The following is a 26,719-nucleotide window of genomic DNA, read 5'->3' as shown; positions in this document are numbered from 1 at the left end:
CCCTTTGCGCTTCATCTCTCATAGTGTACAAAGTAAATATTGATGTTGAATGGATTTCATGTAAAACTTGTCTTTTTTAACTCATCGGAAAGGTAATAATCACTCGTGTCCCCTCAAAGCTTTTGCTTTCAAAACGAATGGTGCCGCCATGGCTTTCGATGATTTTAATGGTCATCATTAAACCAAGGCCTGTCCCCTTTTCTTTTGTTGTATAAAATGGTTCACCGAGTTTCCCTATTTCGTCCTCTGGTATTCCCTTTCCTTGGTCTTCAAAGATCAGCATCATTTGCTGATCTTTCATGAGAGAGGCCACCTTGATGACGCCTGTCACACCATCCATCGCTTCTATTCCATTTTTAAGGATGTTTAGGAAGACTTGTTTTAGTTCATTCGGAATGCCTTGAATGTTAGGGAGCGACGGAGACAGCTTTTTCTGAATGGACACGCCTTTTAAGACCGCCTGAGATTCAACGACCATGATCACTTCTTCGAGCAGAAGATTGACATGTACTGGTTCAAATTTCACCGATTTGCTTCTAGAAAGAACGAGGAATTCATTAATAATCGACTCGAGCCGATTAAACTCTGACATCATCACATCTGCATAATCTTTCTGATACTTCTTACTTTGAATCATCAGCTGTAAAAATCCTTTTAATGAGGTCAGCGGGTTCCGTATCTCATGAGCGATGCCTGCTGCAAGCTGCCCTACTGCTGACAGCATCTCTGATTTCATCAGCATCTTCTCTGACTGCTTTTGATTGGTGATATCCTCTGAAATCCGCATGACGGTTGACTGCATTTTGTCAGGGTCATCAATTCGATGTAAAGAGACTCTCTCCCATCGTTCACGTCCAGATAAATCTTGAAAGTACAGCTCACCTGTCCAACTGCCCTCTCTTAAACAAACCTTCCATTGCTTCTCTAAATCATCACATTGACATAGTGAATGATAGACAGAAAAAATATCTTTGCCGATCAGGTCATATTCATGTTGCTGGACAAACTGACAGAAACGCTGGTTCACGCATTGGATGACTCCTTCCTCAGTTGCCACAACAATATGAATATGGCTGTTATCAAGTGCCGTTACCGCTAGATGAAGCGACTGCTTGATTTTCGTTACTTCAGTCATTTTAATCCAAGTCATCACCGCGCCTTCATGTTCTTCATCGTAGATGGGTGTGATGTGAACAGTGAATTGCTCGCCTTCGTTCGTTTCAATTTCACGTTCGATCGCGCGCCTATTCGATATGACGGATTGGATATCATGATAGAGCGTTTCCTGCGTAAGCTTTTTAGCCATCGACTGAAAGGATTGCTGATGTCTGATTTTCGCAGAAGTAAATAAAGAGGCAGCTGTAGGAGTGTAATAGTGTATATTCATGTCCCTGTCCACAAACAGCGTTGCCAGCTCCGGCTTGACAGAGGGTCTGTACAGTTCTTCTCTCGTCACCCTTAAATTGTTTATGATATTTATATAATGCTCGTGTTTTTTCTCAAACTCCTCTAATTGCGTGTGTTTTGCTTTTAATTGAGCCCTTGCCTCCTGCTCCTTTTGTTTGACTTCATTGAGTTCATTTTCCAAATCGACAATACGCTGTTGGTAGACTGAATTCTGATCTGACATCCCTATGTCCCTGCCGTTCTTTTGATTTTTCCCTCTCTCATTCATTCGAATGAGAATGACGTAAACTCCCTTAAAACGGCGGTCAAAACTTTTCACGGTAAAATCTGCATACTGCTTTCTGCCTTTTTCCGAAATGAGAACATGTTGAAACACAACCTCTGTCTCGTCTGTCCACACCTTTTGAAAGGTTTGACTGAGCATCTCTTTCATATAATCAGGTGTCACATATTCACATGATTGATCTGACACTTCTGTATGATCTAAAAAAGAATACGCACCCTTTGATACTGCCAGGATTTTGTCACTATCGTTGATGACCATACATGCATCATAATCCTTGCTTACTTCTTGCATATATTGTTCGGCTCGCGCTTTCAACTCGATATCACGAGCGTCTGGTGTCCAAGGGACATGTGGTTTTGAAACGTTTGAATGAGTGTAAATGTTCCATTTTTCATTGAACAAATGAAACAAACGAGGGATATTGGGTACAGTTTCATTTGGCCCTAATATCAACATCCCTTGGTCTTTTAAAGCATATTGGAATCGGGACAATACTCGTTTTTGCACTTCAGGCTGGAAGTACATCAGAACATTTCGGCAACTGATAAAATCGAGGTGGATAAAAGGTGAATCGATCAATAAATTGTGAGGTGCAAAGACAATATGTTTTCTAAGCGACTGCTTCACAATAAAAGCGTCACCTTTCCTTTCGAAATATCGCGCCCGCCATTTTTCCGGCATCCTTGCCATAGACTCTACTGAGTAAAGACCTTTACTAGCTGTTTGAATGGCTTTCCGGTTGATATCTGTTGCAAATACTTGAAGTTCAATGGTCACTTGTCTTCGCTTCATTTCTTCTAAAAATAAGATCGTAAAAGAATAGGCTTCCTCTCCTGTCGAACATCCAGCAATCCAAATACGGCATCGAGATTTCCCGTTTTTCACCGCATTTTCAATGATCGACGGAATGATCTGATGTTCACATACATGAAAAGCCTCCATATCTCTAAAAAAAGATGTCATACCGCTTAGAAGCTGTACGTGCAGAAGGTCAAGCTCATCTGGTTCTCTTTCTAATAAGTTGTCGTACTCTGATAATAATGAAATCCGTTTTTTTGCAACCTTCATTCGTTTTTGAATGACAGATAGCAGCCTTTTCCTTTCATAGGTTGAAAAGGCAATGCCTTTATACATTTCAAGTCGTTCAATAATTCTCAGTAAAACAGGATCTGCCTCATCGATGTGCGGAACATTCATGATATTGGAGATATATGCCGCAAGGGTGGTAGGATCCTTGAATGTTTGTTGATACAAGGTGTCAAAACCACTTTCTTCCTCACTGCACGATAAAGCTGTACCGCCCTGCTCAACCAACTGAAGCAAGCCACTTCCCACGCAATGACCTTTTTGAAAGAAAATCGCATAAGCCTCCTCCTTTTGAACGCTGGCAAGAGACTGAAAAAGCAAGTCCACAGAGCAAGCCATGCACGCCGGCAGCTGGTCTGATAGGTGTAGCCGCTGATCTTCTGTTAACGTCACCACCGCATGCTGTGGACAAAAATAAATCGTCTTCTTCATGACTTTCTCACCATGTTTAATCGTTTTTGCCCGGTAGCCAATCGGTAAAACAAGTGCTTCCAAATCAGTTATACAATCGCCTGTCACATGATTTTGCACAACAATAAAAGAGGCATTTAATTCATGTGGAAATGATTGAAAAAAAGCCTCAAGATGATGCTGTTCAAACGGCGAAACACCGATGCCAATCACTGGTGTCTGCACATGTTCGTCTTCTATCAAACGATTAATGATTTTGTCCTGCATCTGGTACCCCCATGTTCATTCGTCTGATACTTTTTTTCGACAAAAAGGAAGAAAACCCTCTAATTGTAAATAATGTTTTTGCATGAAAGAAGGAAAACATCCTCACATTAAAACAGAATGTATAAACAATAGGAGGAATCTCTATGCAAAACGATCAGCAGACAAACGTTCAAGGAAATGTCCAGCAGCCCCAATTCAATCATGGCGGGCATGAGTTATTTGATTTACATGAAGTATTAGCAGGGACCATTAATATTTTGGATCAATACATGATCTTTCGCCAATTCATCCAAGATCCCGCATTATCCGACATTTTAGATCGACAATATCAATTTGTATTGTCACAGTATAATGTCACAGTAGATTGTTTTTCTACTGGTCAAAAGCCTAGTGAAGAAACATCTACGTATATGATGAAAGAACAAACACAGGTGACATACGGAATAAAACCATCTCAGCCTAAGAAGCCAAATCAATCGTTACAGGATGTAAAAGACACGGGAATTACAGGGCATATGCTAGGTCTCGTGAAATCACATGCTGGATTACTTTCAATGACTGCACTAGAGGTAACAAACCCTGTGGTGCGACGTGTGCTTGCAGCGCAAATTCCGAACTTTATTGAAATGGCGTATGAAATTTTCTTATATCAAAATAAACATAGCTATTATCAAGTTCCGCAGCTTACAGCTCAAGATATGCAGGCGATGACGTCTACATTTGCCCCAATGAAGGGCCAAGTTCAAATGCCGCCAAACAAAGCCAATCAGCAAAAACCGCTTCATTAAATAAAAAACGGCCGGCCTATATCCTCAGGTCAGCCGTTTTTTATTTGATATATCTTGTTAAACTGATCTTCAAAATCTGCGAGCCGCTGTCCTGTCGCTTGTTCAAAACCTCTATCAAAACGGCCAGTCTTCGCCGTTTCCTCCATAATCTCATGTATGACGTCTCGTCCATAAAGCTGCACGAGCTCATAAATCATATAGTAGCTTTGCACATAAACATCTGTCTCATACGTCATCCGGGAGTCCTGCCAATCTTGATCGGAATGAAGAGACTGAAAGGGAATGACGTCGAACCGCTCAGACGTAGCATTTAACACATCATAGGCCGTCCATTCTGCAGTCCCCTCATGGAACCAAAGGGGAAAGATCACCGGAGACACTTCGTAAGAATGAACTTTTTCATAGAAAACAAAGTGAGCATATTCATGAATCAATAACGTGTTGAAAAAGTATAAAGGGAGTGTCTCTTTCTTCAATAATGCTTCCCGCTTATCTGGATATAGCCCTATCATTTGATCATGATCAGAGTAAAAACCTGTAATATGCTTGATCCCGGCAAATTGCTCGATTGTCTCTTTATCATCAAAATAAATAATGTCTAAAGGTTTGTCAGTTTCAAATTGAAACACTGACGCTGTCCTCTTCTTTGCCTGATCCATGGCCTCGATTGTCAAATCAACAAAAGCGTCCTCTTCCTCTGCATAGTATATTCTAATATGTTCATAGACTTGCTTATTGAGTCCCTCCGTTAGAATTGTTTTAGGAGAAGACTGCTGCTCTAAATATTGTCCTGTCAGCTGAAACGCAACATAAATCAAGTACGCGGTGAAAGCATAAAAAATGAGACCTGCTGCTATCATTCCGCCTACAAGCTTTTTATGAATCAAAGACGACTTGGCTTTCATTTGCTCCCCACCTGAATTCATCCTGCAGCCTCTTTCTCTTTCTATGAAGAAACAAAGATCAACAAGAGGTGATATATTTTTCACTTTATGCAGTCAGGTGCGCAAGGTGCGGTTCCAAACAAAAAAGCCGCATATGACATACGGCTTTTGTCGTAGCTATTTTGATTCAGGGAAGACACGTCTGACCGTATCAGTAAATTCATCGAAAAATCCTGAGATAGGCTCTCCGCTTCTAATACGTTTTCCGTACCCTTCCATGCGGTCGACAAAGTCTGGATTGGCAGATACATACACATTGTCGATTTGTTGATCCGTTGATTTGACTTTATCAGAAATTTTCTTTTTCAAATCTTCTGTGACATTACCACTTTTATCGCCTTCAAGCATAACGGCAACAAATGCATTCTTTCCTGTAACAAGTACGTTCGCTGTTTTTACTTCAGACATGTTGGCTACAAGCTCTGACGCTTTATCTGCCACTTTGACCTTCTGAGGTGTTTGGACATTTTGCTGATCCTGCCTCATGTTGTCATTCTTATATGTGACATTTTCATACTGTCGTTTCATTGTTCCTCTTCGCTCGTCTCCTTGGTTGTTCATACCACATCCAGTGGTGATCAATGCTGGAACGAGTAGTAAAGATAGCATCCATTTCTTATTCATCAATTATTCCCTCCTTTTGCTCTTAGGTTTTTCATCCAGTCGGCTTTTTATGCATCCATCCTCTCTTTCAGCGAAATGAATTCATAATTCAGCTTTGTTTGGTCATCCTAAACATGATGAAGAAGTATCATCACGACCAAATGGAGGGATTCGTTTGTTTAAAAAAAGAAAAGGCATGAGCACTGGCGCAATGATCGCAGCATCAACAGCCATCATTGCATTATTTTCCCCGGTTTTAAGAAGAAGACTGAAAAGCATGACGCAAATGAACATGTCTTCAATGATGAAGGGAAAAGATCAACAGCACCATGACTCGACTCGACACGAGTCACACGCACAGAAAGAATCAAAGGGCACTGCGGAAATCGGACAAATGATGAAGCAAGCATTCACTGCTGTACAGCCAAACCATTCGAACCAGCACCAATCAACATCAAGAAACCATCAGCCAAGAGAGTCTTATGCACAGTCTCTCCATATTGATGAGAGTGTCATGAATGTGATGGATGATGAATCAATCCAGCAAGTGATCAATGACATCGAGCACAAATAAGAAAACAGGAGCCTTCATGTATAGAGGCTCCTGTTTATTCTCCTGAAAAATGTTCTTTCACCATCACAGAGAAGAAAGGTAAAAAGGTGATTTCAACTGTTGCCATAAAATCGTGATAAGCTTCCATTATGATTAAAAGCTCTTTTTCGTTCGGCCGATCCTTTTTGATCTCTACATGCTGCACGGTTTTAAAATCATAGATGCCTAAAACAGATCCATCTTTTTTTCGAACAGCTTTTAACGTAAATTCTTGACTTCCAAGGTACATCGTGACAACAAAGCGCTCGTCTTGATTCTCAAATCGAAATGTCAGGCTTTGATATTCAATAGGCATCCCTTTCTCGAACCTTTCATCAGGCTCCGTTTCAAAAAAAGAAAGCCAGTCCGTTTCATCTGGGAAACGTTTTCCTCGCATGTGTTTCGTTCCCCTCATAAGTGAAATTTTTATTAATTATCCTTTTTCCCCTTTTCTTTTGCAACAAATTTTAGTAATTTTAAAAAGGTGATTTAATTTTGCTAAGAGACCTCTTTATTAATTTAACAATTCTTGTCACTTTCCATTATTTATTTATGCTTGTGTTTAAAGAGAATTTCCTTAAGAAAGAAGATACCCTGCTTAGACAACTATGCAAAGGCATTCTTTCTGGGTTACTCGGTGTCCTTTTAATGTTCTTCTCTATCAAAGCAGGACCAGCCATCATCGATTTAAGACATATCCCCCTTATTTTAACGGCCTTTTACGGAGGCATCGCCCAAACCATCATTGCAGCCTTTGTTGTGATCATTGGTCGATTATTAATCGAAGCCAACGTCGCTTCTTTCATCAATATTTTTTCCATGATGATCATCGCAACTGCTTCTTTTTTAATTGCTGAACGGCATATGAATCATGTTGTGAAAATGCTGTTGTCCATTACGTTAGGTAATGTGATTGCCACAAGCCTATTTATCTTAATCGTGCATGAGACATCATTTGAACTGCATTTTGCTTATTGGATGTTCTCTTTTATTGCAGGATTGTTTAACTTTTACGTCATTGAGCATCAAACAAAAGCATATCAGCTGCTGAATTTATATAAATTCCAAGCTCATTATGATTTTTTAACAGGTGTTTTAAATAAACGGAAGTTCGATGAGGTCTTAAATGATGCTTTTTCGATGAAATTTAAGCAGCCTATCCATCAAATGTCCCTTATTTACTTAGACATTGATTACTTCAAATCCATCAATGACCAATATGGACATCATGAGGGAGATATGGTTTTAAAAGAAATCGGAAAAAGGCTGATCAAAAACACAAGAAGTTCTGATTATATTGGCCGGATCGGCGGCGAGGAATTTGCAGTCTTTCTACCAAATTGTACAGTTGAAAAAACATGGCAGATTGCAGAACGCTTACGGAGAAAAATAGCAGATCAGCCGGTTTATTTACAAAATGGCATGTCCATTCATATTACAGTATCACTTGGGTGTGCGTATTACCCCGGGACAAGTCCAGATATCAAACAATTACCGATTATAGCTGACCAGGAGCTCTATAAAGCGAAGCAGTCTGGCCGAAATCAAGTGAGCTTCTCAAGGAGAAAAAGAGGCCAATGAATATAGGCTTTTTCCTCAATTTGTTATCGCTAATTATTTTTAAAAAAGTTTTCGTATAACAGTTGTTTTTTCCCGCAAACACTGGTAAAGTAAAGGTAATTATTTTTGTTCGTATCATCTTTAAGAAGAAAGTTTTGAAAGAGTTTTCGTCTTTGAAGTTTGTGTAAGAGCAAGAATAGTGAATTTAAGCGTTATGATCGCTTTAGGAGGAAATTTCATGTTAGAAGGTAAAGTAAAATGGTTCAACTCTGAAAAAGGTTTCGGATTCATCGAAGTAGAAGGTCAAGACGATGTATTCGTTCACTTCTCTGCTATCCAAGGCGAAGGCTTCAAAACTTTAGAAGAAGGTCAAGCAGTTTCTTTCGAAATCGTTGAAGGTAACCGTGGACCACAAGCTGCTAACGTTAACAAAGCGTAATTTAAGAGCATCTGCTCTTTAGCACTTTATAGAGTGAAGGAAAACCGCCCGGCTTCTGCCGGCGGTTTTTTTGTGCCATAATAAAAAAGAGAACCTGACGAGAGGTTCTCTTTTTTATTTATCCTTCTGCTTTAGCTTCTGCAAAGCAGAACGATACATATCATCATTCATTTTTGTCTCTGGTTCTTCTTCTTTGACAGGTGGTTCTGGCTGCTTAAACTTTTGAAGCGCCTGTCTATAGAAATCATCTCCAGGCACTCGTTCATCCGTTTGAGGAGGCGTTGACGCTTCCTCTTCTACTTCAGGCTCTACAGGTCTCACCGCAACTTCTGACTCGCTGCGGGCCACGTCAGGCTGATTGGGCACATCTTCATTGATCTCTTTCTTCTCGACCGAAGCGTGTCTAACATTGAATGCTACTAATCCGATAATGACTAGAACAGCAGCTACTAACGCTACAATAATCGTCGCCAAAAGAACCCTCTCCTTATCGCTTAAATGACGCAGTGACTGATGCTACACGTCTTCCTAATGCTTTCCCGAGTTCAATGCCTTCTGTCGAAATCACTTCATCAGAATCAATCGGACATGTCACACCTGCTCCATAGTAAGAGCCGTATAAAGCATTTTCTGGCACATTTCCAGGAAGACCAACGACAAGCATCCCTTGGTGGAACATTGGTGTAATCAAATTATGCATTGTCATTTCTAAACCGCCGTGCGTTGTAGCAGTTGTACAGAAAACGGCACCGACTTTATCGATTAGTTTTCCCTCTGCCCATAGATAGCCAAGACGGTCAATCCATGTCTTTAATCCAGCACTAATGGTCCCAAAGTGACCAGGGCAGCCCCAAATGATTGCATCCATTTGATCAAGCTTGCGAATATCCGCATCTTTTACGTGATCAACGAATACTTCTGCCTGCTCTGTTTCACCTGCACCCGCTGCAATTGCTTCTGCCAGTGCTTTCGTATGGTCACCTTCACTATCGTATACGACATAAATTTTCATGTACGGTCCCTCCACACTTATCTTGCATCTTGATTTGCTTCCTTAGGTGCTGGAAGCAGTGTCATTTCTTGTTTTTTATGCTGCTGATCTTTTCGCTTTTTATCCTTACGTACATCACGCAGGAACAAGCTGAGAATGACACCAGCGGCACAGAATAACGTTACCCACATGTAAGCATCATTGATACCCATTACGTTTGAATCAACCTGTGCTTTCGTAAAGAGCTGGGTAGATACATATTTTTGAGCAGCTTCAGCTGTCATGCCCATATGGTGCATCACATTCGACACAGCCGCCTGGAATGAATTCATAAAGAACGGGTCCGCTGTATTTGTTTGATCCGCCATATTGGAATAATGGAATGTTGTCCGATTCGTATAAATCGTTGTGATCAAACTCGTACCGATCGAACCGCTTATTTGTCTTAATGTATTAGACATCGCTGTCCCATGGCTGTTTAAGTGCTGTGGTAGTTGGTTCATCCCAGCTGTCATCACCGGCATCATAAGGAGTGACATACCGAATGCACGAATTGCATACATGAGCACAATGTGACTATATGATGTATCAATAGTCAGCCTTGTAAACTCAAATGTGGTGACAACGGTAATGAGCATCCCCACAATCGCAAGCGGACGAGGTCCAAATTTATCAAACAAAATACCTGAAATCGGGGACATTATCAGCATCGCAAGTGCTCCTGGAAGCATTAATAGCCCGGATTGCAATGCGGTAAACCCAACGAGGTTCTGCAAATAAATCGGAAGTAAGAACATCCCAGTGTATAAGGCAACTGTAATAATAATATTAATGACACTTGATAATGAGAAAATGCTGTATTTAAACACTCGGAAATCAAGCATCGGATTATCAGCTTTCAGCTGTTGGAAAATAAAGAGAATGATCGCAATCGCACCTACAATAATCGTCGATAAGACGATCGGATCTGTCCAGCCATCACTTCCAGCTTCACTCACTCCGTATAGGAGCGAAGCAAAACCAACGATGGAAAGAATCGCACCAAGGCTGTCCAGCTTGATCTTTTTAGGCTCTACAATATTTCTAAACATAAAGAAAGCCGCGATAATGACAATTGCTCCGATTGGAACAAGTCCATAAAACATAATACGCCAAGAATAATGTTCAATAATGTAACCAGATAAAGTTGGTCCTACCGCAGGAGCAAACATCATCGCAAGACCGAAAATCCCCATTCCTTTCCCTCTGTTTTCTGGAGGGAAAATAAAAAGGATTGTTGTCATTACGAGTGGCTGCAGAATACCGCCGCCGACTGCCTGAATCAAACGGCCGATGAGCATGGTCGAAAAGTTCGGTGCAATCCCGCAAATAAAGGTCCCTAGTGTAAACGAGATCATGGCAACTAGGAATAAACTGCGCTGTCCAAAGCGTGTGATTAAAAACGCAGATAACGGAATCAGCACACCGTTGACAAGCATATAACCTGTTGTAAGCCACTGAATCGTCGTTGCACTCACATTAAATTCAGTCATTAAATGGGGCATAGCTACGTTCAGAAGTGTTTGGTTCAAAATCGCGACGAACAAGCCGGCCATTAAAATGATCAGTAAAGACAAGGAGCCTGCTCCCTGTTTTGTTGCTGCAGGTTGATTTGCCATCTCAGACAACCTCCTTTCATTTTTTGATATCAATCATCATTAAGATGAAATTTTGACAGAAGCATTCATACCAGGAAGTACTTTGTCTGATGGATTTTTAATTGAAATTTTCACTGCTACTTTTTGTGTCACTTTTGTATAGTTACCACTTGAGTTTGTTGCTGGCAGCATGTTGAATGTTGAATTTGTCGCATAACCAATTTGTTCAACTGTTCCTTCAAATGTTGTATCAGGATCACCATCTACCACGATGTCGACTTTGTCGCCTTTTTCAATGTTTTTAATATCTGTTTCTTTGATATTTGCTGTGATGTAAAGCTTGCTTAAATCAATCGTTTCACCAAGAACTGTACCAGGCTGCACTTGTTGATTATTTTGTACTTCTTTTTTGACTAATGTGCCATCAGCCACTGATTTAACGTTTGTTTTTGTTTCTCCTTCAACTTTTGCAACAGTGCTGTCTTTTTGCACTTCGTCACCTTCATTGATATCCCAGCCTTTGATTTGTCCAGCTGCTGGTGCTGTGATTTGATACATGTCACCTGTTACTTTCGCCTCGTCAGTTTTGACAAAATTTGTGCTTTCGTAGTAGTAATAAGCACCTCCGGCAATAATGGCAAGAATCACAATAAGGCCAATAATGTTCGTTAGCAATAAACGCCCTCTGTTCATGTTTTGTTTCTCCTTTCATGTATAAAAATATAGTGTCATCTGCTTTAGCAAACTTAGAATGCCCATCATCTGACAGAATATGAAGTAAGCTCATAAAACTGTTATTTCCCCTTCATCTTCCCCGCATGAATAATGGTGTGCAGCCCATTTATACTTATTGTTCACTCATGAGCAAAGAGTAGAAAAAGAAGAAAAGAAGATCGGCATCTTTTTTGAAAAACTTATATTTAACAAGATTAAATATTAATAAATGAAAATTGAAATGTCAAAGAGAAAGTTTTACTTTTTTTCTGGTGATCCCTTCCTTCTCCATACAAAAAACCCTTCAGCCCTTATACTGAAAGGTTTTTTTTAATGTGCTATTTACGAAAGAACTTCTTCCTGCTGAAAAAATTTTTTTAGGGCGAGAAAAACATCTGATTTTTGCTTCAAAATATAATGCTTAAATTTCTCATCCTGTATATGCTTATATGCTGACATTAATGTGGAATGACGGTTGTATTGATTCACTTCTCCATAACAGAATAAGTTGGCTTTTTTCATAATTTCAGAAACAAGTTTCACGCACCGTGCATTGTCTGAGGTCAAATTGTCTCCATCAGAAAAATGAAAAGGATAAATATTATATTGTGACGGCGGGTAACGTTCGTCTATGAGCTCTAGCGCCTTTCGATAGACAGAGGAGCAAATCGTCCCCCCGCTCTCACCGCGCGAGAAGAAATGCTCTTCATCTACAACCTTCGCCTCTGTATGATGGGCAATAAATTCAATATCGACCGTCTCATACTTTGTCCGTAAGAAACGTGTCATCCAAAAGAAAAAACTTCTCGCCATATATTTTTCCCAAAGTCCCATACTTCCGCTCGTATCCATCATTGCCAAAACGACGGCTTTCGACTCTGGTTTGGTCACTTCATTCCACGTCTTATATTTGATATCCTCTGGGTAGATTGGATAAAAGGAAGGACTGCCTGTCATTGCATTTCGTTTAAATGCTGACAGCATCGTTCGTTTTTTATGAATATTCCCTGTTAACCCGGTTTTGCGAATATCGTTAAACTCAATTTGCTCGACAATGATGTCGTCAAGCTCCTTTTGTTTAAGGTTTGGCAGCTCTAATTCCCGAAACAGCGCTTCCTCAAGATCCATTAATGAGACCTCAGCTTCGTAATAATCCTCTCCAGCCTGATCTCCTGCGCTCTGCCCCTTTCCTTGCCCTTGCTTACTGTCTGATCCATCACGTGCGACAATATCGCCTACCTCGCTGTCTCCATCGCCTTGACCCACATGCTTATTTTTATCGTAGTTGTACCGAATTTTATATTCATCTAACGAACGAATTGGAATTTTAACAACATCTTTTCCATTAGACATGATAATGCTCTCTTCTGTGACAAGATCCGGCAAATTGTTTTTAATCGCTTCTTTGACCTTTTTCTGATGACGCTGCTGGTCGTCATAGCCTTTTCGATGGAGGGACCAGTCTTCCTGAGATACAATAAACTGACTTTTTTCTTGCCGGGACATCCATCCCCCTCCTCACCTGTTTGCACTATTCTTCTAACCACCGATTCCTTTATCTTATGCTGCTCGTCACCCAAGTTGACGGTCATTTCTAAAAAAGACATTACCGGTGCAGGTGCGCCAATAATGCCTCCTTCATTTATTAACGATTGAGAAGACTGCCTACATATTTTAAAAGTTCATTTGCACTTGTTGAATTATAGCCATGTTCATCAATTAATCTAGCCACTACTTCATTCACTTTCTTCAGCTGCTGTTCATCCGGTGTCTTCGTTGACGTCGTGATTTTTACCACATCTTTTAAATCAGCAAACAGCTTCTTCTGAATCGCCTCACGCAATCTCTCATGAGAATTATAATCAAAGCGTTTGCCCTTTCTCGCATAAGCCGAAATACGAATCAGAATTTCTTCTCTGAAAGCCTTTTTGGCGTTTTCAGAAATCCCGATCTGCTCTTCAATTGAACGCATAAGCTTCTCATCAGGATTCATTTCTTCACCGGTTAATGGATCACGCAGCTTGTTTTTGTTGCAATAGGCCTCGACATTATCTAAGTAATTATCCATGAGCGTTTTCGCTGACTCCTCATAGGAATACACAAATGCCTTTTGTACTTCCTTCTTCGCAATATCGTCGTACTCTTTTCGCGCAACAGAAATAAAATTCAAATAGCGCTCCCGGTCCTCGCTTGAGATAGATGGATGCTGATCGAGCCCTTCTTTTAACGAACGAAGGACATCCAGCGCATTGATAGATTCCATATTCTTCCTTATAATGGTGGAGGAAATGCGGTTAATGACATACCGCGGATCAATTCCGCTCATCCCTTCATCATGAAATTCCTTTTTCATCTCATCAATATCAGCAGATTGGAAGCCCTCGACACTTTCTCCGTCATACAGACGCATTTTTTTCACCAAATCAATATCAGAACGCTTCGGCTCTTTGAGTCTTGTCAAAATGGAGAACATCGCTGCCACCTTCAGTGTATGCGGGGCAATATGCACACCTGCGACATCACTTTCTGAAATCATTTTATGATAAATGCGTTCCTCCTCTGTTACCTTCAAGTTATAAGGAATTGGCATCACAATAATTCTTGAATGCAAGGCCTCGTTCTTTTTATTTGAAATAAATGACCTGTACTCGGTTTCATTCGTATGAGCAACGATCAATTCATCTGCACTAATCAAGGCAAAACGGCCTGCTTTAAAATTTCCTTCCTGTGTTAATGACAGAAGATGCCATAAAAATTTCTCATCACACTTTAACATCTCCTGAAACTCCATCATCCCGCGGTTTGCTTTATTGAGTTCTCCATCAAAGCGGTAGGCCCTTGGATCTGACTCTGATCCAAATTCAGCAATGGTTGAAAAATCGATGCTCCCTGTTAAATCAGCAATGTCCTGAGATTTCGGATCAGACGGACTAAAGGTACCAATACCGGTCCGTTTATCCTCTGAGAAAAAGATCCGTTCAACCCTTACATCCTCAATTCGTCCGCCATATTCCTCTTCCAGCCTCATCGTATTGAGAGGAGACAAATTCCCCTGCACACGAATGCCATACTCTCTATAGAAATCCTCCCGCAGATTTTGCGGAATAAGATGAAGCGGATCTTCATGCATTGGGCAGCCTTTGATCGCATAGACTGCGCCATTATCTGTCAGTGAATATTCTTCTAGTCCTCTTTTCAGCCTAGTAACAAGCGTAGATTTCCCCCCGCTCACTGGTCCCATCAATAACAAAATACGCTTCCTCACATCGAGCCTCTTGGCAGCAGGGTGAAAATATTCCTCCACTAATCTTTCGAGTGATTCCTCTAATCCAAAAAGCTCCTGATCAAAAAATTTGTACGTTCTGACCCCATTCTCCTCTTCAATCCCGCTGTCTTTAATCATATGATAAACGCGAGAATGAGCAGATTGAGCGACAAGTGGATTTTCCTTTATTATGTCTAAATACTCGCCAAATGTGCCTTCCCATTTAAGACGCTGCTCTTCTTCTCTGTGCTGTTCGATTTTCTTTAAAATATCCATATGAACCTCCTCTTTCAAGATTGAAGCAAGTAATCAGATACTGTTTTACAATCTATGCGGAGGCGTCCTATTACATGCTTTCGTTCTTCAAAATGACGAATTGGCAAACTGAATTGACAACCATCCGCAAGACCCTTCATAATAAAGGAAAAACAGGAGAAAAATGATCTTCTTCTCCTGCTTTTCAGAGGCGAACTTCACATCATATGAAACAGGCAGCGATCGAAACAAAGGGATAAGGGGGAGCTTATATGAGAACGGTCATTATGATGGGCGTCATCATTACGTTTTTAGTATCCATTTTCACAGCTGGCTACGAAGGCAAGCCTGGTAAATGAAAAAAAGGATGTTCCATTAGCGGAACATCCTTTTTTCATTTAGTTCGTTGTTTTTAGCACCTGCATATTCACTGTATTTCCTGATACCTGAATGGACGTAAAGTCTTGCGTATCAATCACAGGTGTGACGGCACGACTGTCTAATGTAATGTCAGTAAAACGAGTAGAGAAGTTCGCACGAATATCTTTCCGGTAGATATCGTCAGTCACTGCTACTGTGGACAGTAATTTCCACTTCGTCACAGAGCCAATGTTTGAGTTTTGGATTTCCGTGATGATACGCCCGGTATAACCAACATTATTTGTCCCCCAGAACGTTGCTCTTGTATGTCCATTCAAGTTTTTGTAAATGGTCATTTGCACAGTACTTCCAGGCTTAAATCCTTTTGTATACGTAAAGTCATTTTTCCCTTCGATATATGTCTCTTGATTATTTGCTCCTACTTTCATCGTAGGTTTCCACACATTATAAGTTGAACTGTATTGAAGACCAATATCCGCTTCCTTTGATCCTGTGAACCCAGAATAAATATAAGCTGTCCCATTTGACACACTTATTGCGGAAGGGAGTTGAATCTTTGTGACCAATATAGATCCATTGCTATTGATATAAGTACGCCCGCCGATACCTTTCGATAGTTGCGCTGCTTCTATTTCCTGCGTTAGAGAGAGACCTGGGATACTGACTGGAATCGTCCCCATTAAAATAGCTGAACTAATGGCACTAGTGATCAGTAGCTTTTTCATCTCATTTTTCCTCCTAATGGATTCAATTTTTGAAAGCGTTATCACAATCTATCATACTACCTATTTTTTTACATGTCAAAAAAAGTATAAAAGTGTCGTATTTTCCTCCTTTTTGTTTCTTATTTCATATAAAAAAGCCGAGATCAGTATCCCGGCTTTCATGATGACCTTAAATCAGATCACGGTATTGCTGCTGGCGAAGTGCCTCATACACAAGAATTGCTGCCGTATTCGATAGATTCAGAGAACGAACATGTTCTGTCATCGGTAAACGAAGGCAGCGGTCCATATTCCGCTCGATCAAATCCTTCGGCAATCCACTTGTCTCTCTGCCAAAAACGAAGAAATAGTCTTCATCTAGCTGAGAGTAATCAAATGTCGTATGCGGCTTTTGGCCAAATTTTGTAATATAGAAGAATTGTCCCTTCGGATGAGCCCCAAACAATTCATCAAGCGAGTCATGATAGACCACATTGGCATATTTCCAATAATCGAGTCCTGCACGCTTCAGCATTTTATCATCTGTCGAAAAACCAAGCGGACGAATCAGATGAAGGGTTGTATTTGTTGCTGCACATGTACGCGCAATATTTCCAGTATTAGCTGGAATCTCTGGTTGATATAAAACGACATGAAGTCCCAAAAAAGTTCACCTCTAATTTTCTTTTCCGCTCAACATTATACCATTAACTATCCTTTGCGGCATCGTCCAAAATGTGAAAAAACATATAACGAATAGCTGGTGTATAGGCGGTCGAATCCTCATACGACCAATAACGCATACGGCTGTCATATGTCTGAGCATTCACAAGAGGCATCCCGCCTTTATCGTGATCGACGACAATGGTTGTATGATTATACCTGCCATCTCCCTCAAAATCGTAGCAAATGACATCACCAATTTGAAGCTCCTGCGCTTCTTTTAGTTTCTTTGCTCTTAAACCCGCTTTCGAATTCGCTAAATAATTTTTCATCGAATGAGCTACTGTCCAGCTATAGCTCCACGTATGCGGCCTCACCCACCAGCCAGATCCGCGGTTCGGATATCCTCTCGTTGGCGCATTCCCTGCCTTCAAGCATTGTGAAATAAAATTTGTGCAGTTATCTTCAAAATTTTTATAGGCAGGATTTCGTTTATTCCAGTAGGTCTCCGCATATTGCACGGCTGCCCGCCGGTCATAGTGAAAGGCTCTCCCAAACTGTTCTTCGGTCTGAAAGCGCTCATCCACTTGCTCTTCCATTTGACGTTCTTCTATCATCAATCGATCTTTTACAAGCATGTCGTTGTAAAGGAACGCTTCTCTTTTTTCTACCTGTTCCTCTAAATAAAAAGAATCGTCTACATCCTTGCATACATAAGTGAGATGAGCGAGATACTGCACATGCTGAGCACCGTCATCCTGAATCGATGAATCTAGGAGTGTTGCTTTGGCTTTCGCTTTGACAATTTCCACCTGTCTTCTAGCAAAAAGCTCTTTTTTCCGTTCGACTGCTTCCACATCAGACATCAGCTGCGGCTGTTTGATTGCACTCCCATTTAATAAATAACCAAGCCTGTCTTCTAATGTTTGCTCTAATAATTGTTTCACACAGACACCACCAAACTTTTTTTAAAATCTCTGTTTGGTTCATTCTATGTTCATAGGGATGTTATTTAGTATTTAAAGGTGTCTGTAAAAGATCCATCCCTTTAACAATTTCTTGTTTCGCTTCTTCATCACTTTCCCGCTCAAGGGCTTTTTCCAGCTCTGGGAGCAGCTCCACATCACCAATTTTCCCTATTGCCCAAGCAGCCGTGCCCCGAATAACAGGCCGCGGATCCTTGTGCATCAAATCAATCAACACGGGTAAGGCAGATGTATCTTTAAAGTGTGCAAGTGCCAAAATCGCATTTCGCTGAATCGGCTTTTTCCCCCGCCATGAACCTGAAACATGACCGTATTTTTCCTTAAACTCTCGATTACTGATCGTAAGAAGCGGTTTTAAGAGCGGCTTCGCAATTTCAGGATCCGGCTCCATTTCAGGATGCAGGTGAAAGTCCTTTCCTTTATTGATCGGGCAGACAATTTGGCACGTATCACACCCATATAAACGATTTCCTATTTTCGAACGAAATTCGTCAGGCAAAAATCCTTTTGTTTGCGTTAAAAAGGAAATACACCGTTGAGAATTCAGCTGTCCTGGATTTACAAGTGCACCAGTTGGACATGAATCTACACATTTATTACACGTTCCGCACTGGTCTTCAATTTTTTCATCCGGTTCAAATGGGACATTTGTGATCATTTCAGCCAAATACACGTAAGACCCAAACTCTGGCGTGATAATCATACAGTTCTTCGCACTAAAACCTATGCCAGCACGTTCCGCTACTGCACGATCGGACAGTTCCCCTGTGTCCACCATTGACTTTGTTCGTATATCGGCATGTTTGCTTCGCAAGAATTCTTCGAGCATATCGAGCTTTTTTTTCAGCACAACATGATAGTCTGTTCCCCAAGAAGCACGGCAAAAGATCCCTCTTCTTGCATCCTTTGTACTTCGAGGAGCATCTTTCATTTTGGAAGGATACGCGAGCGCTATCGCAACAATTGATTTGGCCTTCGGAAGCAGCAAAGAAGGGTTTGTTCGTTTTTCGATATCAGGCTCTTCAAAGCCTGACAAATACCCTAACGATTCATGTAAGATGAGGCGGTCTTTTAATGAATCAAATGTATCAGCACTTGCAAATCGGATTTTATCAACACCAATTTCTTTCGCATATTGAATCAATTCTTCTTTTAATTCTCCAACATGAATCACCTTGCAAACCTCCTTTCTTTGTTTATTCTATTGTTTTCAGTATAATACGAGTGTATCATGACCGATTGGAGTGAGTCACTGTGAAGATACATATGGAAATTTCTCATCCTGAAAACCCGTCTATCCATGTTGGACAGATTGAATATTCGCATATTGAAGTTGGCACTTCCCCGCAAATGTTAAAAGGCAGGCTCCGCCTGTTTCAAGAATCTTTATTTTTTGAATACGAAGATAAAGTCTTAGAAGAAGTACCAGCAATCAAAGAATGGATGGATCTTTTAAAAGACATCCCTTTCTTGCCAATTCTTGCTGATATCCAAAAAGAACAATTTATTGACTCGACCAATTCCGTACAGGATTTGTCGATCTTTTTCTCTTTAAAATATTTCTTGCCTATCCTGACATTCGATGCTGATCGAATAGAAGAGCCGCTTTCACTAGCAAAATATGAAAGAGGTCACATTGAATGGCAGGACAACGCAGGACTTAAGGAATTATTTTCTCAACCAAGTAAAGCTCACATTTCTCAAGAAACAAAAAACATTTTGCAAATCATCCTGTTTCCGCCATCTATTTCCCGGGAAAAGAGTGAAGCTCTCATTCAATCCTTGACGAAGATGTTTGTACAAATACATGGTGGAGAAAGTAAATATGAACTTATTGAAAAAGCACTGTAGCTTGACAGTGCTTTTTCACATTATACTGACATAATAAAAAACGCAACACTTCGTTTATCTAAGAAACGAAATACTGCGTTATAAACAAAACTATGTATTGGAGCGGGTGATGAGAATCGAACTCACGACATCAGCTTGGAAGGCTGAGGTTTTACCACTAAACTACACCCGCATCAATTTTTAAAAAGCAACGTCATCGCGTTGACTTTTATTATGTTACAACTTTCTTAACAATTCGTCAAGAGAATATGAAGAATTTCCGTCAAAAAACTTCATATTCTCCGTATATATTACGATAGTTATTTATCGAGTTGGATATAAAATAAGTAGGCATGTGACTTATTCTTCAGCGCTTGCTTAGGATTTTTCTCAATCTTTTCAAGCATCGGTGAATTTCCGTCTTTCCCCATTGCCGCTGTGTACGCAATCAGTGCCTTTCCTCCAGAAGAGACTTTGACAGTTTCAGATTGAGCAGAGAAAACATAGTCACTTACTTTGAACGGAAAGCTTGCCGTCGCTTTCGTCATTCCCTCGTTCTTGTTGTCTGACCACATACTAAATTGTGATTCATATGTATCTTTCTCATGTCTTAATTGTAAGAGCACATTCATCGTTTGGTCGGTTCCATCCTGATGTAAAGTAAAGGTGGCAGATGATGCTTCCTTATTAGCTAATCGGCCATTTTTATAATGACTCCCGATAAACGTAATACTCTTATCCTTCTTCGTTAATCCTTTTATTGTTAAAGCCACCATTTCATTAGTGGTTGATGCTTCTAGTAAGCTCTTTTCTTTTTTTGTCAGTTTCATTTGTTCAATGGTTACTTTCTTGTTAGTAGACTCCGTGTTTATTGTAGATACCGTCTTCTCGGTTTGCGTGGTTTCTTCGGCCTTCTCGCCGCATCCTGCTAATAGAAAAACAGTGAATATAAGAACACTCCATTTTTTTAACATTGAGATCCCCTTTGATGTTTTTTATTTTCTATTATACTAAAATTTGGTTTTACATACAAAAAAAGATTAGGAGAATTCTCCTAACCTTTCGCTTTTTTCTGCTTCATGGCTGATAAGAAAGCCACAATGAGAAAACTCGCGGCAAAAATCACAATCATATAAATAAAAAAGTTTGGCTTGATTTGAAAAGTAAATGCGGATGAACCTTCCATCTCAAAAGCGAGACTGTTAAATAATAAAGCATCATTCGTTTTTGATTGAAATAAATGATAAAACAATACACCGATTGTCAGCATCGGAAAGCCTAAAAACCCCAAGAAACCACCAACAATAGCACCTTGTTTCATCGCCTGTACGTTCATGATCGTTGTCCTCCCATTCCCCCAAGCAATAGTTGCTTCATAATGGATTTACCATCCCCCATAAACGGAAGAAGATAGAGTAATTGAATAAAATACGTGATTGAAAAAATAAAGAAGCCTGTTGAAATTGGATTTTCTTTTAGACATAATACGGTCACAATGACCCCTGCTGCCCCGATCACACCTGGGACAAGCGGCCCAAGCAAGGTAATCCATACCTGCTTTTTCTGAAACGGATCTAATACGGGTCTCACAAATTTCACAGACATCATATCACTCGCAAAAAACCCTTGTGGACCATCCCGTCCCGCAAATTTCCGATGCGCATAGCCGTGTGCTGCCTCATGTAAGGCGGTCCCGGTAATTAATCCAAAATAAATAATTGTAAAATAAATCGCAATGGCTGCAATCGACCGGTCAGGAATGAATAAAAAAGCGAGCCCTGCCATGACCATAAAAAGCATCCAGAAAAAAATGATTTTACGTGTCACCATGAGCAATGCTGTCCCAAAAATGTGAAGGAACGAGTGACCAGTGCAATCAAATCGTTCCTTCATTTTCACTTGATACTGTTTAAAAAATTGACAGCAGGCTGTTACAACCCGATATGGTGATTGATAATGAATAGACATTAAGTGGTGCTGATTCAACCCCATCATCAGTTGATAAAAGTCACGAGAAATCACAGACTCATCGACCTGAAACAAATCAGCGAGCTCTGCGGTAATACTCGCTTCTGTTCTTTTGCCATCTACTTTCTTTAACATATGATAGGCACTTTCATTAATCGGGAGTGTGCTTCCATACTGCGTATCCGTGAGATGCCTCTTTTGTAAGGTCACATACGGCGCGAGTGCCGGAACCCGCTCTATCTTTAGCTTATTGTTAAGAAGTTGAATCATGTGAATACCTCCATGAAAAACCTTTATATATGGCAAAGATGAGCAGACCTTCAAATGCAGCTACAAGCAGCCACTGAAGTGTTTGACTCGACTCCCCTATGACATAGTTTCCAATAAAAACAATCGGAATCATGAGTAAAATAAGTGCTCCAAATGAAAAAATGCCTGTGTAAGGATTGTTCCGATCAAGCGGAAGTAAAATACCTACCACATAAAAGAGCGCAGTGGCATTGCATAAGACAGCGGCCCCAATCAATACGTTCCAAACCTGATCAGGAAGCGTCAGCGTTGTCAGCATAAATATTGCAATTTGCAGTACACCAACAAGCAAAAGCCCGATAAACTTATACAGAGCCACTTCCCAAGACCTTAGGCCAAACGTTTTGTACATCCCCAGCATTCGTTTATCATTGCCAAATGAATTGAAGGCGGTTAATCCAGCGAGAGCGCAGAGAATAAAAAATGCTTCTTCTTCAAAGCGGAATCCAAATTGATAACGGACGAATAAGATCACAATGAGGAGAATGAGAAAGTTTAAAATGTTTTCTTCATTTCGCACCTGTGATTTCATTTCCTTTACAATAAGTGACCATTTTTTTGAAGAAGAAAATGGCAGCTTGTTTAAAAAGGTTAACGCTTTTTTTTCTGCCATAATCGGCATCATCGCAAGAGAAAGAAAGGCGCCGCCCGCCGATAAAAGGATAAACAGAATCAAAATTACATAGTTTACCCCTTCAGGAGACATTCCTTGAGCCGCTAAGAAAAACGGTGCTGTAAAATACATCAAATGATAATCAAACTGTATATATGATTGCTGAATTTGACTGATATTAAAGTGCGTCATTCCATACGCCACAACTAGTGCTAATAAAACAAAGATCGCTGCAAATTTTTGCAACGGTAATTTTAATTTCAGTACGACCAAATAGGTCATATTATAAATGAGCTGTAAAAGCATTAAGACAAAAAGCGATTGCAAAATCACCATCAAAAAGAACGTGAAGATAAAGAAAATACCTATTCCCTGGGCAATAAAATTAGGTAAAAGCAGAATACCGATAAAAAATAAAACAAGCCCTGCCACCACTGTCACCATCGGGATAAAGTACCCAAGGCTTTTCTGAAAGGTAGAAAGCGGGAACCAGCTTAGCTGCATAGAAAAACGGTCTTGCTCAGGCGTTCTGACCTTGATCAAAATGAATAACAGGCTTGTAAAGATGGATGCATTGATCGCCATTGATACAACAAGTAATCCAAGTGAACGTTCATCTCCATTTAAGAAAGCCTTCATAAAGACGCCCGTAAAACTATATCCGATGATGGCGCCCATTGTGATGGCAAATAAAAAGAATAAGATCACAATGATTCGCTTCGTCTGAGTATCAAAGAGCTTATACATCTCCTGCTGCCACATTTTAAGCATCATTCTAGAAATGATTAATGATTTCATCAAAATGTGCACCCCTATCACTTAACATTGAAGCTTTCAGAAACACCTGTTCCAATGTACTTGATTGATATTTCTCCTTTAAGGCTGAGACCGTTCCTTCATCCATTTTATTTCCTTTAGAAATAATGGCGATTTTGTGGCACAGCTCTTCCGCTGAAAGCATATCATGCGTTGAAAGCAAGATCGCACCATGGTGCTCGGCATAACGCTTCATCAGTTTCTTTGTGTTTATAACCGCTTCAATATCAAGTCCTCTAAAGGGCTCATCCATGATCACCAATTGACTATCAAGCATAAAGGCGGCAATCAGCTGTGTCTTTTTTTTCATACCATGTGAATAGGTTTCAATCGGTCTTGATAAAGCCGAGTCCATATCAAACAGTTCAATTAGTTGATTTCTTCTATGAATTGTTTTACATTCATACATAGAAGAAACAAAATCTAAATATTCAGCACCAGTCAATGCTTCAGGAAGCAGCAGGTCATCTGGAACATAGGCTACTTGTTTTTTAAAGGATGGTTCGTCATTTGTCTCGTCCTGCAACAGAATCGTTCCTTCTGTATGCTTAATGATGCCGAGTATACAGTTAATCATCGTTGTTTTACCGGAACCATTCGGTCCAGCAACAGCAACGATTTGATGAGGGGCGATCTTTAAATGAAAATCATTGACAGCAGTCACGTTATTTTTATACGTCTTGGTTAATTTCTCGATCGTAAACATATAACCTCCAAGTGTCTGCATATTCTTTAAAAACAGATCAGGCTAAACCGCCCGCCACAGACGGTTTAGCCCTGGTGTCATTTCATAGAAGTAAAAAGATGAATCCTAAGTATAGCTACTTACATTCAATTTGGACTTTTAAGCCACTTTCCCACTGAACGGCTCCTGTAAAGCTACCCTTGCCGTTTGCTAAACACCAAACTGCTGCTCCTAGAACAACTGTTGCTCCCAATCCAAGAAGGACAGCAACAAATACTAAGAACCAAGCTTGGTCCATAATAGCAGGTTCCATAGTGGAATAGTCAACTTGCGGCGCTGCATAAGTCATACTTTTCACCTCCCAGCTTATGATGATCGTATCATAGGCTTCACTCTCCAAACATCAACAGAAGATCCCATTTTTGACCAAACGTACTTTCGAGTAAAATGTGACTTTTTATTCAATTCTTCACTTTTAAGTGTAGAAACCCTATCTTATTATCTAGATTTTCCCACCCCTTAAGAACCACAAAACCCATATAATGGCAATGAAACCATCTTTTTTCTCCCTTTTTTGAAATAGTCCTTATTTATCAATCCCTTTATATATGCTTTCTTTTTTGTGAAATAGAAAGAATTCCCCCGATATATCAGATAAAAAAGTCCTGATTATATGTCGTTAAAACACCATTTGTGAAATATTTACTGATAATTCCGACAAAAGAGTGAGTCTATTTTCCTTCTTCTCTTGTCACTTAAAATATGTATATACAAGAAAGTCCATTGGGAAAAAAGCCCTTTCTTTTCTTGAGTAACATCCAACATATGATTCGCTTCTTTCTATGAAAAAGCAACTTACAGCATTGGCATTCCAATGACTTCACTAGCTGTACTGCTTTCAAAAAAAAAAACTGATCCGTACTCTCTAATAACACAATCTCTCTTTTCCTCAGCATATCTACACCCTTTCTCATTGAAATAAAAAAGGCCCATCAACTTTATTGATTATTTTTTCAGATTTATCTAAAAAATGATTGACCAAGCATGAAACAAGTTTTATAGTCATATTAAATATTTCTTATCAAAGTAGTTGGTTTTATCTAACAAAAGGAGGATACACACATGTCAGAAGAACGTCCATTCCGTTTAGAAACAAAAGCCATTCACGCAGGTCAGGAGCTTGATTCAGCAACCTATTCAAGAGCCGTTCCTATTTACCAAACAAGCTCTTTCGGTTTTAGAGATAGTGAGCATGCTGCGAATTTATTCGGACTGCAGGAACCCGGAAATATTTATTCTCGCATTATGAACCCTACAAATGACGTCTTTGAAAAACGGATCGCCGAGCTTGAGGGCGGCATTGGTGCACTCGCTGTCTCTTCTGGACAAGCAGCGACCACTTATTCTATTTTAAACATTGCAGGAGCTGGTGACGAAATTGTCTCCTCCAGCAGCCTATATGGAGGCACGTACAATTTATTTGCTCATACACTCAAAAAACTCGGTATTACAGTGAAATTTGTTGATTCATCCAATTTAGAAGAACTCGAAGCAGCGATTACAGACAAAACGAAGGCAGTGTATGCAGAAAGCATTGGGAATCCTAAAGGCGACATTCTACATATTGAAGCCATCTCAGCCATTGCACACAAGCACCATATTCCGCTTATTGTGGATAATACACTCGCAAGTCCTTATTTATTAAGACCGATTGAGTTTGGTGCAGACATTGTTGTCCATTCCGCTACGAAATTCATTGGCGGTCATGGTACATCAATTGGCGGTGTCATTGTGGATAGCGGCAAGTTTCCTTGGGACGACAGTGATAAGTTCAAAGGGCTGACTGAACCAGATCCAAGTTATCACGGCCTGACATATACCGAAGCAATTGGAGAAGCGGCTTATATTACAAAAGCACGTGTACAGCTCTTACGTGATTTAGGAGCAGCCTTGTCACCTTTCAACTCATTTTTACTTCTCCAAGGCTTAGAAACTTTGCATCTGCGTCTCGAGCGACATAGTGAAAATGCGTTAAAAACAGCGCAATTCTTACAAGATCATCCTCTAGTAGATTGGGTAAGCTACCCAGGACTTGAAAGCCATGAATCTTATGAGCTTGCTAAAACCTATTTACCAAAAGGACAAGGCGCCATTCTCACATTTGGTATTAAAGGTGGACGAGAAGCTGGTAAAAAGCTCATTGATTCTGTTAAGCTGTTCTCACACCTTGCAAATGTGGGCGATTCTAAATCACTGATTATTCATCCTGCCAGTACAACGCATCAGCAATTAAGTGAAGCAGAGCAAAAAGCGACAGGTGTCACACCAGAGCTTATTCGTTTATCTGTCGGAACAGAAGCGATTGAAGACATTATTGCAGATCTTGAACAGGCGATCACAAAAAGCCAGGCTGAATGAAATAGAAAAAGCACACCTCAGTGTGCTTTCAGACCGTAGACAAACCCCACCTTTACTTCAAGTAAAAGTGGGGTTTTCACATTTTTTTGATAAAAACATCA

General features: G+C 40.2%; 26 protein-coding genes and 1 tRNA gene. 6 read left to right on the top strand and 21 right to left on the bottom strand.

Annotation, left to right across the window (positions count from 1 at the left end; genetic code table 11):
* Nucleotides 1–76 precede the first annotated feature (76 nt).
* Nucleotides 77–3,457, bottom strand: coding sequence for a CheR family methyltransferase (locus SB660_RS12755; RefSeq protein ID WP_144462493.1), 3,381 nt, complete (start codon nucleotides 3,455–3,457; stop codon nucleotides 77–79).
* Between the two features lie 143 nt (nucleotides 3,458–3,600).
* Between SB660_RS12755 and SB660_RS12750 the strand changes: the two genes are divergently transcribed.
* Nucleotides 3,601–4,245 carry a spore coat protein gene (locus SB660_RS12750; protein ID WP_058014453.1) on the top strand — a complete coding sequence of 215 codons (645 nt, stop codon included), beginning with the start codon at nucleotides 3,601–3,603 and terminating at the stop codon, nucleotides 4,243–4,245.
* Nucleotides 4,246–4,274: 29 nt separating this feature from the next.
* On the opposite strand, the gene SB660_RS12745 is transcribed toward SB660_RS12750, so the two are convergent.
* Together SB660_RS12745 and SB660_RS12740 are read right to left on the bottom strand one after the other, a co-directional pair.
* Nucleotides 4,275–5,150, bottom strand: a complete 876-nt coding sequence (locus tag SB660_RS12745; RefSeq protein WP_339165779.1) for a hypothetical protein — start codon at nucleotides 5,148–5,150, stop codon at nucleotides 4,275–4,277.
* A 156-nt stretch (nucleotides 5,151–5,306) separates the two neighbouring features.
* Nucleotides 5,307–5,813, bottom strand: coding sequence for a YhcN/YlaJ family sporulation lipoprotein (locus tag SB660_RS12740; protein ID WP_169056173.1), 507 nt, complete (start codon nucleotides 5,811–5,813; stop codon nucleotides 5,307–5,309).
* A gap of 154 nt (nucleotides 5,814–5,967) precedes the next feature.
* On the opposite strand from SB660_RS12740, the gene SB660_RS12735 reads away from it, so the two are divergent.
* The gene (locus tag SB660_RS12735; RefSeq protein WP_061407202.1) at nucleotides 5,968–6,366 is read left to right on the top strand and encodes a hypothetical protein; all 399 of its coding nucleotides are present in this window, start codon (nucleotides 5,968–5,970) and stop codon (nucleotides 6,364–6,366) included.
* A gap of 34 nt (nucleotides 6,367–6,400) precedes the next feature.
* On the opposite strand, the gene SB660_RS12730 is transcribed toward SB660_RS12735, so the two are convergent.
* Complete coding sequence (locus SB660_RS12730) at nucleotides 6,401–6,781, bottom strand: hypothetical protein (protein WP_061407201.1); 381 nt, start codon at nucleotides 6,779–6,781, stop codon at nucleotides 6,401–6,403.
* A 98-nt stretch (nucleotides 6,782–6,879) separates the two neighbouring features.
* Here SB660_RS12730 and SB660_RS12725 point away from each other — a divergent pair, with 98 nt between their 5' ends.
* Together SB660_RS12725 and cspB are read left to right on the top strand one after the other, a co-directional pair.
* Nucleotides 6,880–7,965: a GGDEF domain-containing protein gene (locus SB660_RS12725; RefSeq protein ID WP_268498200.1), complete on the top strand. Its 1,086-nt coding sequence runs from the start codon at nucleotides 6,880–6,882 to the stop codon at nucleotides 7,963–7,965.
* A gap of 217 nt (nucleotides 7,966–8,182) precedes the next feature.
* Nucleotides 8,183–8,383, top strand: a complete 201-nt coding sequence (cspB, locus tag SB660_RS12720; RefSeq protein ID WP_003212277.1) for a cold shock-like protein CspB — start codon at nucleotides 8,183–8,185, stop codon at nucleotides 8,381–8,383.
* 114 nt (nucleotides 8,384–8,497) lie between these two features.
* Here cspB and SB660_RS12715 read toward each other — a convergent pair whose 3' ends face one another.
* From SB660_RS12715 to queG, 10 genes are all read right to left on the bottom strand, one after another.
* Nucleotides 8,498–8,857 (bottom strand): hypothetical protein, encoded by a 360-nt coding sequence (locus SB660_RS12715; protein WP_268498201.1) that lies wholly within the window; start codon nucleotides 8,855–8,857, stop codon nucleotides 8,498–8,500.
* A gap of 13 nt (nucleotides 8,858–8,870) precedes the next feature.
* Nucleotides 8,871–9,395, bottom strand: a complete 525-nt coding sequence (locus tag SB660_RS12710) for a flavodoxin family protein (RefSeq protein WP_012009378.1) — start codon at nucleotides 9,393–9,395, stop codon at nucleotides 8,871–8,873.
* A 17-nt stretch (nucleotides 9,396–9,412) separates the two neighbouring features.
* Nucleotides 9,413–11,032 carry a DHA2 family efflux MFS transporter permease subunit gene (locus SB660_RS12705; protein WP_058014459.1) on the bottom strand — a complete coding sequence of 540 codons (1,620 nt, stop codon included), beginning with the start codon at nucleotides 11,030–11,032 and terminating at the stop codon, nucleotides 9,413–9,415.
* A gap of 39 nt (nucleotides 11,033–11,071) precedes the next feature.
* Nucleotides 11,072–11,704, bottom strand: coding sequence for a biotin/lipoyl-containing protein (locus tag SB660_RS12700; RefSeq protein ID WP_058014460.1), 633 nt, complete (start codon nucleotides 11,702–11,704; stop codon nucleotides 11,072–11,074).
* A 363-nt stretch (nucleotides 11,705–12,067) separates the two neighbouring features.
* Nucleotides 12,068–13,231 carry a sporulation protein YhbH gene (gene yhbH / locus SB660_RS12695; RefSeq protein WP_268498203.1) on the bottom strand — a complete coding sequence of 388 codons (1,164 nt, stop codon included), beginning with the start codon at nucleotides 13,229–13,231 and terminating at the stop codon, nucleotides 12,068–12,070.
* A 139-nt stretch (nucleotides 13,232–13,370) separates the two neighbouring features.
* Entirely contained in the window at nucleotides 13,371–15,266 is a 1,896-nt protein-coding gene (locus SB660_RS12690) for a PrkA family serine protein kinase (RefSeq protein ID WP_058014461.1), read from the bottom strand.
* Nucleotides 15,267–15,643: 377 nt separating this feature from the next.
* Nucleotides 15,644–16,351 carry a YrpD family protein gene (locus tag SB660_RS12685; protein WP_058014462.1) on the bottom strand — a complete coding sequence of 236 codons (708 nt, stop codon included), beginning with the start codon at nucleotides 16,349–16,351 and terminating at the stop codon, nucleotides 15,644–15,646.
* A gap of 169 nt (nucleotides 16,352–16,520) precedes the next feature.
* Nucleotides 16,521–16,994: a tRNA (uridine(34)/cytosine(34)/5-carboxymethylaminomethyluridine(34)-2'-O)-methyltransferase TrmL gene (trmL, locus tag SB660_RS12680; protein WP_099679980.1), complete on the bottom strand. Its 474-nt coding sequence runs from the start codon at nucleotides 16,992–16,994 to the stop codon at nucleotides 16,521–16,523.
* A 43-nt stretch (nucleotides 16,995–17,037) separates the two neighbouring features.
* Nucleotides 17,038–17,940 (bottom strand): amidase domain-containing protein, encoded by a 903-nt coding sequence (locus tag SB660_RS12675; RefSeq protein WP_061407193.1) that lies wholly within the window; start codon nucleotides 17,938–17,940, stop codon nucleotides 17,038–17,040.
* A 61-nt stretch (nucleotides 17,941–18,001) separates the two neighbouring features.
* Entirely contained in the window at nucleotides 18,002–19,150 is a 1,149-nt protein-coding gene (gene queG, locus SB660_RS12670) for a tRNA epoxyqueuosine(34) reductase QueG (protein WP_180310821.1), read from the bottom strand.
* 83 nt (nucleotides 19,151–19,233) lie between these two features.
* Between queG and SB660_RS12665 the strand changes: the two genes are divergently transcribed.
* Nucleotides 19,234–19,830, top strand: a complete 597-nt coding sequence (locus SB660_RS12665; RefSeq protein WP_410582821.1) for a hypothetical protein — start codon at nucleotides 19,234–19,236, stop codon at nucleotides 19,828–19,830.
* 98 nt (nucleotides 19,831–19,928) lie between these two features.
* Here the strand turns inward: SB660_RS12665 and SB660_RS12660 are convergent.
* From SB660_RS12660 to SB660_RS12630, 7 genes are all read right to left on the bottom strand, one after another.
* Nucleotides 19,929–20,002, bottom strand: a tRNA-Gly gene (locus SB660_RS12660).
* 127 nt (nucleotides 20,003–20,129) lie between these two features.
* Nucleotides 20,130–20,783 (bottom strand): putative periplasmic lipoprotein, encoded by a 654-nt coding sequence (locus SB660_RS12655; RefSeq protein ID WP_410582819.1) that lies wholly within the window; start codon nucleotides 20,781–20,783, stop codon nucleotides 20,130–20,132.
* Between the two features lie 80 nt (nucleotides 20,784–20,863).
* Nucleotides 20,864–21,145: a hypothetical protein gene (locus tag SB660_RS12650; protein ID WP_058014465.1), complete on the bottom strand. Its 282-nt coding sequence runs from the start codon at nucleotides 21,143–21,145 to the stop codon at nucleotides 20,864–20,866.
* Nucleotides 21,142–22,047, bottom strand: a complete 906-nt coding sequence (locus SB660_RS12645; protein WP_058014466.1) for a PqqD family protein — start codon at nucleotides 22,045–22,047, stop codon at nucleotides 21,142–21,144. The genes SB660_RS12650 and SB660_RS12645 overlap by 4 nt, the downstream gene beginning before the upstream one ends.
* A complete protein-coding gene (locus SB660_RS12640; RefSeq protein WP_410582816.1) occupies nucleotides 22,031–23,497 on the bottom strand; it encodes a hypothetical protein in 1,467 nt (488 codons plus the stop codon). Before SB660_RS12640 ends, SB660_RS12645 begins: the two co-directional genes overlap by 17 nt.
* On the bottom strand, nucleotides 23,475–24,221 hold the full coding sequence (locus SB660_RS12635; protein ID WP_058014468.1) for an ABC transporter ATP-binding protein: 747 nt from the start codon (nucleotides 24,219–24,221) through the stop codon (nucleotides 23,475–23,477). The genes SB660_RS12640 and SB660_RS12635 overlap by 23 nt, the downstream gene beginning before the upstream one ends.
* 115 nt (nucleotides 24,222–24,336) lie before the next feature.
* Nucleotides 24,337–24,549 carry a hypothetical protein gene (locus SB660_RS12630; RefSeq protein ID WP_003211695.1) on the bottom strand — a complete coding sequence of 71 codons (213 nt, stop codon included), beginning with the start codon at nucleotides 24,547–24,549 and terminating at the stop codon, nucleotides 24,337–24,339.
* A gap of 773 nt (nucleotides 24,550–25,322) precedes the next feature.
* Between SB660_RS12630 and SB660_RS12625 the strand changes: the two genes are divergently transcribed.
* A complete protein-coding gene (locus SB660_RS12625) occupies nucleotides 25,323–26,618 on the top strand; it encodes a homocysteine synthase (protein ID WP_058014470.1) in 1,296 nt (431 codons plus the stop codon).
* The last annotated feature ends 101 nt before the right edge of the window (nucleotides 26,619–26,719 follow it).

The organism is Bacillus sp. SIMBA_005, assembly GCF_046535585.1.
In the GTDB taxonomy this organism is placed as follows: domain Bacteria; phylum Bacillota; class Bacilli; order Bacillales; family Bacillaceae; genus Bacillus; species Bacillus pumilus.
The sequence above is the reverse complement of the archived record's forward strand: the minus strand, read 5'-3'. Positions and strand labels throughout refer to the sequence as shown.

Excerpts from the sequence above, each read along its gene's own strand:
- SB660_RS12750 (WP_058014453.1), top strand. The coding sequence starts at position 3,601 with ATGCAAAACGATCAGCAGACAAACGTTCAAGGAAATGTCCAGCAGCCC.
- SB660_RS12645 (WP_058014466.1), bottom strand. The coding sequence starts at position 22,047 with ATGATTCAACTTCTTAACAATAAGCTAAAGATAGAGCGGGTTCCGGCA.
- SB660_RS12730 (WP_061407201.1), bottom strand. The coding sequence starts at position 6,781 with ATGCGAGGAAAACGTTTCCCAGATGAAACGGACTGGCTTTCTTTTTTT.
- SB660_RS12635 (WP_058014468.1), bottom strand. The coding sequence starts at position 24,221 with ATGTTTACGATCGAGAAATTAACCAAGACGTATAAAAATAACGTGACT.
- SB660_RS12630 (WP_003211695.1), bottom strand. The coding sequence starts at position 24,549 with ATGACTTATGCAGCGCCGCAAGTTGACTATTCCACTATGGAACCTGCT.
- SB660_RS12640 (WP_410582816.1), bottom strand. The coding sequence starts at position 23,497 with ATGAAATCATTAATCATTTCTAGAATGATGCTTAAAATGTGGCAGCAG.
- SB660_RS12650 (WP_058014465.1), bottom strand. The coding sequence starts at position 21,145 with ATGAACGTACAGGCGATGAAACAAGGTGCTATTGTTGGTGGTTTCTTG.
- SB660_RS12740 (WP_169056173.1), bottom strand. The coding sequence starts at position 5,813 with ATGAATAAGAAATGGATGCTATCTTTACTACTCGTTCCAGCATTGATC.
- SB660_RS12685 (WP_058014462.1), bottom strand. The coding sequence starts at position 16,351 with ATGAAAAAGCTACTGATCACTAGTGCCATTAGTTCAGCTATTTTAATG.
- SB660_RS12655 (WP_410582819.1), bottom strand. The coding sequence starts at position 20,783 with ATGTTAAAAAAATGGAGTGTTCTTATATTCACTGTTTTTCTATTAGCA.
- SB660_RS12705 (WP_058014459.1), bottom strand. The coding sequence starts at position 11,032 with ATGGCAAATCAACCTGCAGCAACAAAACAGGGAGCAGGCTCCTTGTCT.
- SB660_RS12690 (WP_058014461.1), bottom strand. The coding sequence starts at position 15,266 with ATGGATATTTTAAAGAAAATCGAACAGCACAGAGAAGAAGAGCAGCGT.
- cspB (WP_003212277.1), top strand. The coding sequence starts at position 8,183 with ATGTTAGAAGGTAAAGTAAAATGGTTCAACTCTGAAAAAGGTTTCGGA.
- SB660_RS12745 (WP_339165779.1), bottom strand. The coding sequence starts at position 5,150 with ATGAAAGCCAAGTCGTCTTTGATTCATAAAAAGCTTGTAGGCGGAATG.
- yhbH (WP_268498203.1), bottom strand. The coding sequence starts at position 13,231 with ATGTCCCGGCAAGAAAAAAGTCAGTTTATTGTATCTCAGGAAGACTGG.
- SB660_RS12755 (WP_144462493.1), bottom strand. The coding sequence starts at position 3,457 with ATGCAGGACAAAATCATTAATCGTTTGATAGAAGACGAACATGTGCAG.
- SB660_RS12700 (WP_058014460.1), bottom strand. The coding sequence starts at position 11,704 with ATGAACAGAGGGCGTTTATTGCTAACGAACATTATTGGCCTTATTGTG.
- SB660_RS12625 (WP_058014470.1), top strand. The coding sequence starts at position 25,323 with ATGTCAGAAGAACGTCCATTCCGTTTAGAAACAAAAGCCATTCACGCA.
- SB660_RS12710 (WP_012009378.1), bottom strand. The coding sequence starts at position 9,395 with ATGAAAATTTATGTCGTATACGATAGTGAAGGTGACCATACGAAAGCA.